Genomic DNA, 12,217 nt, shown 5'->3' on the forward strand with positions numbered 1-12,217 from the left:
CACTGATCAAGGTTGGCAATATCAAATGAAACAGTATCAATATTTATTAAAAGAAAAAGGAATTAAACAAAGTATGTCAAGAAAAGGAAATTGTTTAGATAATGCAATTATTGAAAATTTCTTTGGAATACTAAAATCAGAATTATTCTATTTGAAAAAATACAAGTCAATTGAACAGTTAAAAAAAGAAATTAGTGAGTATATAATCTATTATAATAACGAAAGAATAAAATCTAATTTAAACAAAATGAGTCCGATAAAATATCGAACTCATCATTATCAAAATTAATTATAAATTTGTCTAAACTTTTGGGTGCACTCTAAATTGCGGTTTTTTTATTTCTATTTTTTTTTAAAACCGATTATCTCCATCAAGAATATTTCCTATTCCGCCTAATATACTTCCTTCCCCTTTGTCTCCTCCATTTTGTGGCGCCATAGCCAATACACGTCCTGCTAATCGACTAAACGGCAATGATTGAACATATACTGTGCCTGGCCCTTGAAGTTTCGCAAAAAACAATCCTTCACCACCAAATACCGTATTTTTAATCCCCCCTACAAACTCGATATCATAGTCAATATCTTTTGTAAAACCAACAATACACCCTGTATCTACTTTTAAAGTCTCTCCACGCTGTAATACTTTTTTGGCCATAGTACCTCCAGCATGAATAAATGCCATACCATCACCCTCTAACTTCTCCATAATAAAACCTTCACCACCAAACAAACCTCTACCTAATCGCTTAGAAAATTCAATACCTATAGAAACTCCTTTTGCAGCACACAAAAAAGCATCTTTCTGACAAATAAACTTCCCTCCAAACTCCGATAAATCAATAGGCACTATTTTTCCAGGATATGGAGAAGCAAAAGAAACTTGCTTTTTACCTTGTCCTTCATTTGTAAAAACAGTCATAAATAAGCTTTCTCCTGTAAGTATCCTTTTACCAGCAGAGAATATTTTACCTAGTAAACCTGTTTCTTGGTTAGAACCATCACCAAAAATAGTATTCATTTTAACGTCGTCATTCATCATCATAAAACTTCCTGACTCTGCTACTACTCCTTCCTGTGGATCTAATTCAATTTCAACATACTGCATTTCTTCTCCGAAAATGCGATAATCTATTTCGTGTGCGTTCATAGTTTTGTTTTTTTATAATTCAATAATTAGACGTTAAAATTTAAACTTTGTTACGCCTTTACCTTCAAACTCCATTCAAACTGAAACTTAGATACAGAAACTCCTTCTTTATTAACACCTTCTGAAGTTACTAAAACTGTTTGCCCTTCACCTGTTTCAACCGATCTTTGAATAGCTTCTTTAATTGCTACCCCATCATTACACCCAAACACAATTCTACCAGTTGCCTTTTTAGTAAAAGTTGCATTCATGCTAGTTACTAGCATCGACACTTTTCTTTTAGAAGTATCTATCGATTGCATTACTAATATTCCTGTAGATAATTCCGCTGCCATTCCTTGAACGGCCCAAAACATACTCTTAAAAGGGTTTTGATTAATCCATCTATGCTTTACTGTTACCATCGATTTCTCTTCTGTAATCGACTTTACTTTAATTCCACAGATATATGCAGAAGGCAATTTAAATAAGGTGAAAAAATTAATTTTTCGAGGTGTAAACTTCATTTTATCAGTATTTATGGGCAATTTACAGCTTTTTTACAAAACTTCACAAAAATAAAATATGTTAAATAAATGTTAATTACAGTACTATGTATTGCATAATACCTTTTAAAAGATATATATTTGCATAGTACAGTATTATATAAAATATTTAACCATGCAACAAAACAAAGAAAACACCAACGCTTTTTTAATACATATATCTGCATTCGCAGGATATTTATTTCCATTAGGTAGTATTATAACTCCTTTAGTTTTATGGCAAACTTTAAAAGATAAAAGCAATTTTTTAGATGAGCATGGAAAAGAAGCTGTAAACTTTAACATTAGCTTTGGCTTGTATATATTTATATTAAGTGCTTCATTCTTCTCATTCTTTTTCGGAAGTTTTTTAGATATTTTTAACGGAATAGATATTGACTTTGGAGGACATCATTCATACAATGGCCTCTTTGGTTTTATTGGTATCGCTTCTTTAGTAAGTATTGTTTCACTTATTAAAATAGCCTTAATCATTATCGCAGCAATGAAAGCCAATAAAGGAGAAGAATATAAATATCCTTTTACAATTAATTTTATAAAATAACCTCATAAACCGCATTATATGAAGATAGAAAATACAAAAGCACAAATGCGTAAAGGTGTTTTAGAATACTGCATCTTATCAATTTTACAAAATGGTGATGCTTATACTTCTGAAATACTTTCAACATTAAAAAGTGCAGAAATGATTGTGGTTGAAGGAACTATTTATCCGCTACTAACCCGCTTAAAAAATGCAGGATTACTAAGCTATAGATGGGAAGAATCAACCTCAGGACCGCCACGTAAATATTATGTTTTAACTGAAAACGGAGGAATGTTTTTAAAAGAACTAAACAAAACATGGGATAATTTAGTAAACGCAGTAAACCTAGTAACAAGTACAAAATCAACTAACAATGAATAAGACAATAAATATAAACTTAGGTGGATTCTTCTTTCATATAGATGAAATTGCTTATCAGAAACTAAAACGTTATTTAGAAGCCATTGGGCGTTCTTTAAGCGATGACCCACAAGGAAAAAACGAAATAATTTCAGACATAGAAGCTCGTATTAGCGAATTATTATCTGAAAAAATTACAGATGCTCGTCAGGTTGTAAATGAAAATGATATTGAAGAGGTTATTACAATTATGGGACAGCCAGAAGATTATGCTGAAGCTGAAGAAAACTATAATGACAACTCGTCATACAGTACTAAAACAAGAAGCCAATCATCTAAAAAATTATTTAGAGATGGAAGTGATAAGTTTCTAGGAGGTGTTTGTTCTGGTATTGCACATTATTTTAATATTGATGTTATTTGGATAAGGATCGCTTTTATCGTTTTGGTTGCCTCAGGATTTTCTCCACTAGCATATGTTATTTTATGGGTATTGCTACCCGAAGCAAGAACAACTTCAGAGAAATTACAGATGGAAGGTGAAGCTGTAAATATTGATAACATTGAAAAAAAAATTCGTAACGAGTTTGAAAATATTTCAACCAAGTTAAAAGATGGTGCTAATGAGATAACAGATAAAATTTCGAGTGCAGATTATGAAAAACTACGAGCACAAACCAAATCTGGATTTCAAGACTTTATAGAAACTATGGGTAAAATTTTATTGACACTATTTAAAGTGTTTGGTAAATTTATGGGAGTGTTATTAATTTTCATTGCAGGTGTTACCATAATTTCATTAATATTTGGCGCTTTTTCTGTAGGCAGTTTAGAGTTTTTAAATGTTGACAATGAATTTGTTCATTACCCTCCATTTTTCTATAATTCTACATTACCTAGATGGTTACTATCTATTTCATTATTTGTATTAATAGGAATACCATTTATAGTATTATTTATTTTAGGTTTAAGAATATTATCACCTAACATTAAAAAATTAAGTACCCCAACTATTCTAACCTTATTAGGTATATGGCTAGTATCATTATTAGCCGTTGCCTTTTCTGGTATCGAATATGCAACAACGCATGCATACAATGGTGCAAACATTAGTAAACACAGTATTACCTATACAAAGAGTGAGCCTTTAAAGATTAGAGTTGTTAATGATGATAACATCTATTACAACCACAACTTACGCAACAGAAATAATGCAATAAGTGTTACTGTTAACGATACTGAGATGAAGTACTCTAACGATATTAATATTGATGTTCGTAAAAGCGAAACTGGTAATGCATACATCGAAATTAAGAAAACATCAAAAGGTCGTAAACGCAACAAAGCAAATGATAATGCTGAAACTATTCAATACAACTTTAAATCAGCAAACAACACGATTGTTTTTGATGCTTTCTTTTTAAGTGAATATAAAAATATTTGGAAAGATGAAGAGATTAAGGCTACTGTATATATTCCTGAAGGAACAGTAATATATTTTGAAGACTCGTCTCGAAGATTCTTAAATGATGTTAAAAATAGCCAAGACATTTATGATCGCGACATGGTTAACCATCATTTTAAAATGACATCAAATGGATTTAATTGTACCGATTGCGGTGAGGATACCGATGATAGAGATAATACTGATACTGATGATGAAAGTGACAATTGGGATTCGGACAATGACAAAGAAGTTAGTTTTTTATTCGACAGCACTATTAACGATGTAAAAGCAGAACTTATTATCACTAAAGAAACAACAAAAAAAGAACTAAACAAATTAGCTCGTTGGTTTAAAAATCGTAAAGATATAGATGTTGATTTTTCAGAATCTAGCTTTTATGATAACGGAAAAATAAAAACATACTCTTTACAAGTAAATTGTAATGATGGTTTTAAAGGAAAAACAAAAGCTACAAAAAGCATTATTATTGGAAACGGTAAACACGGTTTTACTAGAAGTTACAACGAAAATGATTCTATAACTTTTAAAATCTGGTAATCTAAAAACAAAAAACTATGGGAACTATTTTTGACTTCTTCTTTAAAGGGAATTTTTTCATTAAACTGTTAACATTATTATACGCTTTATTATTCTCTTGGATAACAAACGGACAGGTACAAGAAATCAAAGCTTATAAAGCAGTGGATATTAATTTACACAATGAAATTGTAAAAATGGATAGTATTTATTTCAATGCTTACAATACTTGTGACATTAAAGCTCAAGCAAATATTTATCATGAAAATTTAGAGTTTTTTCACGATAAAGGAGGTTTATCAACTTCTAAAAGTGATCTTTTAAAAGCTTTGAAAAATAATATTTGCGGTAAAGTAACAAGAACCTTAATAAAAGGAAGTATTGAAGTATACCCTATAAAAGATTACGGAGCAATTCAAATTGGTTACCATAAATTTTACAACAATCAAGAACCAAATGCAAAATCAATACCCAGTAAATTTATTGTTGTTTGGAAACAAGAAAAGAAACAATGGAAAATAACAAAAGTTATTAGCCTACATTAAAACATAGTTAACACTAAAAACATTAGTTCATTTGTTATAGCTAACTCTAAAATGACACTAATACTTGGTTTTATTAGTTTACTAAGCCAAAGCTTAATTGCTTTGGCTTTTTTGCACTTAAAAGTTAAGTTTGTTTTTAACATGAATTTTCTAGAACTTAGCTACCATCTGAAAAGAGTTATTAAAACAAATCAGATAAATAATCAACTACCATTAACCTACAAAACAAATGAAAAAATATTGTATTTATCTTGTACTTGTTTTACTATACTCTTGTAAAAACAAAGAACCTCACAATAAAAACACTTTTAATAAACCTCTTAGCTCTAAATCGACTTCCTTAGTTATCCTTGGTACTATTCAAGACGCAGGGTCACCACAAATAGGCTGTCAAAAAAAATGTTGTGTAGATTTATTTAACAAACCTAATAAAAACAGACAGGTAGTTGCCTTAGGGTTAGTTGACAACTCAAATAAGAAAAAATATTTATTTGAAGCAACACCAGATATTGGGAGCCAAATAAAATCATTAAAAAAACCGAACTTACAAAACACCAACGAAATGGTTGATGGTATTTTTTTAACTCACGCACATATAGGTCATTATACTGGGCTAATGTATTTAGGTAAAGAAGCTACAAATGCAAAAAGCGTAAATGTATTTGCAATGCCTAAAATGAAAGAGTATTTAGAAACAAACGGACCCTGGGATCAACTTGTTGCTCGTAAAAACATCGTGCTTACAGCAATTAAAAATGAACAAACTATTTCGCTTACATCAAAACTAAAAGTCACCCCTATTTTAGTACCTCATAGAGATGAATATTCCGAAACTGTTGGCTATAAAATTGAAGGCCCAAATAAAAGCGCTTTATTTATTCCTGATATTGACAAATGGAGCAAATGGAATAAAGATATTATAGCAGAAATTAAAAAAGTAGATTACGCTTTTTTAGATGCTACTTTTTATAGTGGAAAAGAATTAAACAATCGCGATATTTCTCAAATACCCCATCCTTTTATTATTGAAAGTCTTGATCAATTTAAAAAACTTGATATGCAGCAACGAAATAAAGTAATATTCATTCATTTTAATCACACAAACCCTGTTATCAATTTAAATAGTAAAGAAGCTAAAAATGTATTGAGTCAAGGGTATAAAATCGGACAAATTAATGACAGTTACGAATTATAACAACCAGCCTTATTTATGTTGTTTTTAATGGTTTAAGTCATATAAACTTTGCCTTTAGATTTGGTTTGTTTCGGAAATAAATTTGACATAAACCATTAAAATAAATTATATCATCAACTAATTATTCTTCATTATAACTAGAGCTAAATGAGAAAACTTATATTAATAGCCATTTTAACAACTTCTATAATCTCTTGTAAAGAAAATAAGACTTCAAACTCAAATAATAAAATTACCAATATTGAAAATTTAATACCTGGACCAATTGTTCACGAATCATTAAGCAATCAACAATTAGAAAAGATAAAATTCATCCAAAAAACTTTTAATGAAGTGTACCCTTTTTCTCTTGAAAAAACAATTACAAATTTCAAGCGAGATCAAAATCCTGACAATGAAATAAATGTTTGGCTAGGAATGTCAAAAGCATTTCAGATGTTTGCCTTAAAAAATTCAGGAGAAGAAAAACTTAAATTTAGAAAAGAAGCTTTTAAGTTGATTTTAATGAGACCAATGATGACTGAAGAAGAAGCTATAAATAGTTCGGAATTAAAAGTTTTAAGTGAAAAAGAAATTCAAGAGATTTTAAAGAATTACACTTTAGAGGCCAAACCAATAACTCTGAGAAAACAATAGTTTAAAAATTTATGGAGTATTCAATTCATCTTGGAGATCAAAAATTAGGAATTACAAAACTCGAAAAAGCTGATGCTCCAATGGGAGTTGTATTTGGCGTAATAGAATTTACGAACCAAAATATTGGATATGACTTCATCAAAGAATATTGTATTTCAATGAATTATAAATTAACCGATGATTATCCAGAAGATAAGTTAATATCTACAATGACAATTGACTCTTTATCTGTTAAAAATAAGAAAGGAATTGAAATTAAAGGAACAGAAAATCAGATTAGCGGTATGGATAGTAACCTATTTGAGATCACTTTATTTGGAGTTCCATACCCTCTCTATGAAGAGGAATTCCCACATCACGTTAAAGCACACAATGAAATATTTAAAGAAAAACTCTAACTAATAATAAAAACCCTCACTTTACAAAGTGAGGGTTTTTATTGTTTACGCTACTTTTAAAATTCTTTGTAGCGGAATAATAGTCGACTTTTTTAATATTACTGATTCATCAGTCAATGCCCAAATAGTAGTCTCTACCATTTTTAAACCTGTATCGTCTACAAAGGTTATTTTTACCTTTCCTCTTTCCAAATTACCAAGAGCTAAAGCTCTTTTTAAATCTAAAAAACGATTAAACTGATCATTTTTCTTTCTTAAAACATCTGACTTAGAAAAAGTTAAAAATTTAATTTGCTCTTTTTCAATACTTTGAATTTCATTAACTACGTTCATATAATTATGGGGATTACTGATTATATATAATACACATTTAAAAAGACAATATATAAATATAATTTAACTTTAACATGAAAATAATCACAATTAAACAATAAAATCTATTTAAAAATATAAACTTAACAAAACAAACACTCTTATTTTGCACTTTTTAAACTTCATATTCAGTTGATTTCTTTTAAAAATCATTTCCTTATTTTTACCAAATGAAATGGATTCTTTCTTTACTATTATTTTCGTCTTATATTTTACAAGCTCAAAAGCTTCCTAAAGGTTTTTCTTATGTAAAAGATATAGCTCCTACGATTAAACAAGAACTAAGGTATTGCTCTAATAATAACTTTATAGGTACATCTATAAATGGTTATGAAGAAAATGTACTTATTATTACCACACAAGCAGCAACAGCATTAAAAAAAGTACAAACTGAATTATTAAAAAAAGAATTAAGCCTTAAAATTTTTGATGCATACCGCCCACAAAAAGCTGTAAATCATTTTGTAGAATGGGCACGTGTTATAAATGACACTTTAATGAAACAACAATACTACCCTAGCGTAAATAAAAGACATCTTTTTAAAAAAGGGTATATTTCATCTAGATCAGGGCACTCTCGTGGTAGCACGGTAGATTTAACAATTATTGATTTAAAAACAAATAAGGAATTAGATATGGGAAGCCCTTTTGACTTTTTTGGAATTTCATCTCATATCTCTTATGCTGAATTAACCAAAGAACAAAAACAAAATAGGCAATTATTACAAAGTATAATGCGTAAAAATGGCTTTAGACCTTATACCAACGAATGGTGGCATTTTACGTTACGATACGAACCATTTCCAAAAACATATTTTAAATTTCCTGTAAAATAAGTTTTAACGCTTTTTTTGTAATAAACCAAAAACATCGGCATTATATTTGCTTAGATTTATTTACAATGAAAAAAAACATACACATTTTTTTAATCATCGGTATACTAAGTATCAGCTTACAAAGCTATGCGCAACTCGATGGTTCTTTTGGAAATAAAAAGGATAATAGTAATTCTTCTTTCGGAATAGTACCCGCTTCTACAAAAAAAGCTAAGAAGCCAGAAGCCTTAGGTTTTAAAAACGACAATGGTTTTAAAACTGCACATACAAAGCAACAAAAAGAATACAATAAGAAACAAGCTGAAAAAAATATAGAAAACAAAGGTATATTAACCAAGGCTAAAATAGCCGAAGAACAATACTTAAAAGGTTTTCAGAAAATAAATGGGATGTACCAATACCCTGTTATAGATCAAGACTTAGGTAGTTTTAGTACAAGATCTGAAAGTGTAAATATTATTTGTAGAGATTTTCAATACCCAGATGGTGATATGGTAACTATCTATGTTAATGACATACCCGTTGTTAGTAACATAACCTTAAAAAAAAGTTATCAATCGTTTAATATTCCTTTAGACAAAGGAATAAATACAATAGAAATTTTGGCTTTAAACCAAGGTTCTTCAGGACCAAATACAGCTGGTTTTAAAATTTACAACGATGCAGGTATGTTAATTTCTTCTAATCAATGGAATTTAGCTACCGATGCAAAAGCATCAATTATAATAGCTAAACAAAAAAAATAAAATTAAGAGGTTTTAATACCAAAAAAACCTTGCAACAACTTTTAACAAGAACCTTTTTAAAATTACTAAAAACTACTTACTTTTGCAGTTAGGTTTTTAACAAGAGTAACAAATAAACTTTAAACAAACAACTAGTATATAATGAATAAAATTACCAAAGAAACCTATATCAACTGGTATAGAGACATGCTTTTCTGGAGAAAATTTGAAGATAAGCTTGCAGCTGTTTACATTCAACAGAAAGTAAGGGGGTTTTTACACTTATATAACGGTCAAGAGGCTGTTTTAGCAGGTGCATTGCACGCAATGGACTTAACTAAAGATAAAATGATTACAGCATACCGTAACCATGTACAACCAATAGGTATGGGTGAAGATCCTAAACGCGTAATGGCTGAATTATATGGTAAAGTTACAGGTACTTCTCAAGGAATGGGAGGTTCAATGCACATTTTCTCAAAAGAACATCGTTTTTATGGAGGTCACGGAATCGTTGGTGGTCAAATTCCATTAGGAGCAGGATTAGCTTTTGGTGATAAATATAAAGGTAATGATGCTGTAACATTATGTTGTTTTGGTGATGGTGCTGCTCGTCAGGGTTCATTACATGAAACATTTAACATGGCTATGAATTGGAAATTACCAGTAATTTTCATTGTTGAAAACAATGGGTATGCAATGGGAACTTCTGTAGAAAGAACTGCTAATCATACTGATATTTGGAAACTAGGTTTAGGGTACGAAATGCCTTGTGGACCTGTTGATGGAATGAATCCTATAAAAGTTGCTGAAGCTGTAGATGAAGCTATTCAAAGAGCTCGTCGTGGTGAAGGTCCAACTTTCTTAGAAATGAAAACATATCGTTACAGAGGTCACTCAATGTCTGATGCACAACACTACCGTACGAAAGACGAAGTAGCAGAATACAAAAAGATAGACCCTATTACACAAATATTAGACATCATAAAAGAAAATAGCTATGCTTCAGAAGAAGAAATAGAAGCTATTAATAAAGAAGTAAAAAGTTCTGTAAGCGAATGTGAAAAATTTGCTGAAGACTCTCCGTATCCAGAAACTAATCAATTATATGATATGGTATACGAACAAGAAGATTATCCATTTATAAAATCTAAGTAAACCATGGCTACAATTATAAACATGCCTCGCTTAAGCGACACGATGGAAGAAGGAGTAGTAGCTTCTTGGTTAAAAAATGTAGGTGATAAAGTTGAAGAAGGTGATATTTTAGCTGAAATCGAAACTGACAAGGCTACTATGGAATTTGAATCTTTTCACGAAGGTGTTTTATTACACGTTGGTGTACAAGAAGGTGAAGGAGCTCCTGTTGATACTTTATTAGCTATTATTGGTGAAGAAGGTGAAGATATTTCTGCTTTATTAAATGGAAATTCGGCTCCTACAGAAACTAAAGAAGTTCCTAAAACTGAAACAAGTTCTAATCAAGAAAACTCTACAAAAAATGAAGCTGTAGCAATGCCCGAAGGAGCTATTGTTATAAACATGCCTCGTTTAAGTGATACTATGGAAGAAGGAACTGTAGCTTCTTGGTTAAAAAATGTAGGTGATAAAGTTGAAGAAGGTGATATTTTAGCTGAAATTGAAACTGATAAAGCAACGATGGAGTTTGAATCTTTTAACGAAGGTGTCTTACTACATATTGGTGTTCAAGAAGGTGAAGCTGCTCCTGTAGATAGTTTACTTGCTATTATTGGTAAGGAAGGAACAGATGTAGCTACAGTACTTGCTGCTCAAACTTCGGGAAACGTAACTGCCTCAGTAAAAACTGAAGAAAAAATAGAAAGTCCTAAAGAAGAAGTTAAAGCAGTTGTAGAAACTGTAACAACTACTACTTCTAAAGGAAGAATATTTGCTTCTCCTTTAGCTAAAAAAATAGCAAAGGATAAAGGAATTAATTTAGCCGATGTTAATGGTTCTGGTGAAAACGGACGTATTGTTAAAAAAGATATAGAAAACTACACACCTTCTGTAAAAACAGAAGCGACTGTATCTTCACCAACAACTACTTCTAGTACAGCTGCTGTTACTAATTTTGCAATCGCAGGAGAAGAAAACACTTCTGAAGTTAAAAATTCTCAAATGCGTAAGGCAATTGCTAAAGCATTAGGAAATTCTAAGTTTTCAGCACCTCATTTCTACTTAAATATTGAAGTAGATATGGACAACGCGATGGCTTCTCGTAAAACAATTAATGCTATTCCTGACACTAAGGTATCTTTTAACGATATGGTAGTTAAAGCATGTGCAATGGCATTAAAAAAACACCCACAAGTAAATACTTCTTGGACAGATAATACAACTTTATTTCATAGCCACATACATGTTGGTGTAGCTGTAGCTGTTGATGAAGGTTTGGTTGTACCAGTAGTAAAACATACTGACGCTTTAAGTTTAACTCAAATAGGAAGCTCGGTACGTGATTTAGCTGGTAAAGCAAGAAATAAGAAAATATCTCCAGCAGAAATGCAAGGAAGTACTTTTACCGTTTCTAACTTAGGTATGTTTGGTATCGAAAGTTTTACTTCAATCATAAACCAACCTAATTCAGCTATTTTATCAGTTGGAGCTATTGTACAAAAACCAGTAGTTAAGAACGGAGAAATTGTTGTAGGTAACACAATGAAATTAACTTTAGCTTGCGATCACAGAACAGTTGACGGTGCAGTAGGTGCTCAGTTTTTACAAACATTAAAAACGTTTATTGAAAACCCTGTTACAATGTTAGCATAGTTAAAATTACTATATTTTATATATAAAAACTCAGAGAAATTTCTCTGAGTTTTTTTGTATACAAATTTATTTACGATCTCCCTATATACCAATAAAGCATATTGAAAAACCAAACTCCAAGGCTTTATAAGGTCTTGGAATTTGGTACAGTTAAA

At 30.5% G+C, this 12,217-nt stretch carries 15 protein-coding genes; 12 read left to right on the top strand and 3 right to left on the bottom strand.

The window, feature by feature from the left end; genetic code table 11:
- Positions 1-289, top strand: a 289-nt coding sequence (locus H518_RS0107170; RefSeq protein WP_028888423.1) for an IS3 family transposase, incomplete at its 5' end; no start/stop codon positions are given.
- 63 nt (positions 290-352) lie between these two features.
- Here H518_RS0107170 and H518_RS0107175 read toward each other — a convergent pair.
- Both H518_RS0107175 and H518_RS0107180 read right to left on the bottom strand, forming a co-directional pair.
- On the bottom strand, positions 353-1,150 hold the full coding sequence (locus H518_RS0107175; protein ID WP_028888424.1) for a TIGR00266 family protein: 798 nt from the start codon (positions 1,148-1,150) through the stop codon (positions 353-355).
- Between the two features lie 50 nt (positions 1,151-1,200).
- Positions 1,201-1,656, bottom strand: coding sequence for a DUF4442 domain-containing protein (locus tag H518_RS0107180; protein ID WP_028888425.1), 456 nt, complete (start codon positions 1,654-1,656; stop codon positions 1,201-1,203).
- Between the two features lie 154 nt (positions 1,657-1,810).
- On the opposite strand from H518_RS0107180, the gene H518_RS0107185 reads away from it, so the two are divergent.
- From H518_RS0107185 to H518_RS0107220, 7 genes are all read left to right on the top strand, one after another.
- Entirely contained in the window at positions 1,811-2,239 is a 429-nt protein-coding gene (locus H518_RS0107185) for a DUF4870 domain-containing protein (RefSeq protein ID WP_028888426.1), read from the top strand.
- 18 nt (positions 2,240-2,257) lie between these two features.
- Entirely contained in the window at positions 2,258-2,602 is a 345-nt protein-coding gene (locus H518_RS0107190) for a PadR family transcriptional regulator (RefSeq protein ID WP_028888427.1), read from the top strand.
- Complete coding sequence (locus H518_RS19475) at positions 2,595-4,586, top strand: PspC domain-containing protein (RefSeq protein WP_081411163.1); 1,992 nt, start codon at positions 2,595-2,597, stop codon at positions 4,584-4,586. The genes H518_RS0107190 and H518_RS19475 overlap by 8 nt, the downstream gene beginning before the upstream one ends.
- Before the next feature lie 17 nt (positions 4,587-4,603).
- Positions 4,604-5,110, top strand: a complete 507-nt coding sequence (locus H518_RS0107200) for a nuclear transport factor 2 family protein (protein WP_051263707.1) — start codon at positions 4,604-4,606, stop codon at positions 5,108-5,110.
- Between the two features lie 229 nt (positions 5,111-5,339).
- Entirely contained in the window at positions 5,340-6,305 is a 966-nt protein-coding gene (locus H518_RS0107210) for an MBL fold metallo-hydrolase (protein WP_028888429.1), read from the top strand.
- A gap of 147 nt (positions 6,306-6,452) precedes the next feature.
- Positions 6,453-6,941, top strand: coding sequence for a hypothetical protein (locus H518_RS0107215; protein ID WP_028888430.1), 489 nt, complete (start codon positions 6,453-6,455; stop codon positions 6,939-6,941).
- 11 nt (positions 6,942-6,952) lie between these two features.
- Positions 6,953-7,339 (top strand): hypothetical protein, encoded by a 387-nt coding sequence (locus H518_RS0107220; protein WP_028888431.1) that lies wholly within the window; start codon positions 6,953-6,955, stop codon positions 7,337-7,339.
- A gap of 45 nt (positions 7,340-7,384) precedes the next feature.
- On the opposite strand, the gene H518_RS0107225 is transcribed toward H518_RS0107220, so the two are convergent.
- Positions 7,385-7,672: a hypothetical protein gene (locus H518_RS0107225; RefSeq protein WP_028888432.1), complete on the bottom strand. Its 288-nt coding sequence runs from the start codon at positions 7,670-7,672 to the stop codon at positions 7,385-7,387.
- A gap of 209 nt (positions 7,673-7,881) precedes the next feature.
- Between H518_RS0107225 and H518_RS0107230 the strand changes: the two genes are divergently transcribed.
- From H518_RS0107230 to H518_RS0107245, 4 genes are all read left to right on the top strand, one after another.
- A complete protein-coding gene (locus H518_RS0107230; RefSeq protein WP_028888433.1) occupies positions 7,882-8,547 on the top strand; it encodes a M15 family metallopeptidase in 666 nt (221 codons plus the stop codon).
- Positions 8,548-8,612: 65 nt separating this feature from the next.
- Positions 8,613-9,293 (top strand): hypothetical protein, encoded by a 681-nt coding sequence (locus H518_RS0107235; RefSeq protein WP_043706697.1) that lies wholly within the window; start codon positions 8,613-8,615, stop codon positions 9,291-9,293.
- A gap of 141 nt (positions 9,294-9,434) precedes the next feature.
- Complete coding sequence (gene pdhA / locus H518_RS0107240) at positions 9,435-10,430, top strand: pyruvate dehydrogenase (acetyl-transferring) E1 component subunit alpha (protein ID WP_028888435.1); 996 nt, start codon at positions 9,435-9,437, stop codon at positions 10,428-10,430.
- A 3-nt stretch (positions 10,431-10,433) separates the two neighbouring features.
- Entirely contained in the window at positions 10,434-12,062 is a 1,629-nt protein-coding gene (locus tag H518_RS0107245) for a pyruvate dehydrogenase complex dihydrolipoamide acetyltransferase (protein ID WP_028888436.1), read from the top strand.
- Positions 12,063-12,217 lie beyond the last annotated feature (155 nt).

This window comes from Tenacibaculum ovolyticum DSM 18103 (assembly GCF_000430545.1).
Lineage (GTDB): Bacteria > Bacteroidota > Bacteroidia > Flavobacteriales > Flavobacteriaceae > Polaribacter > Polaribacter ovolyticus.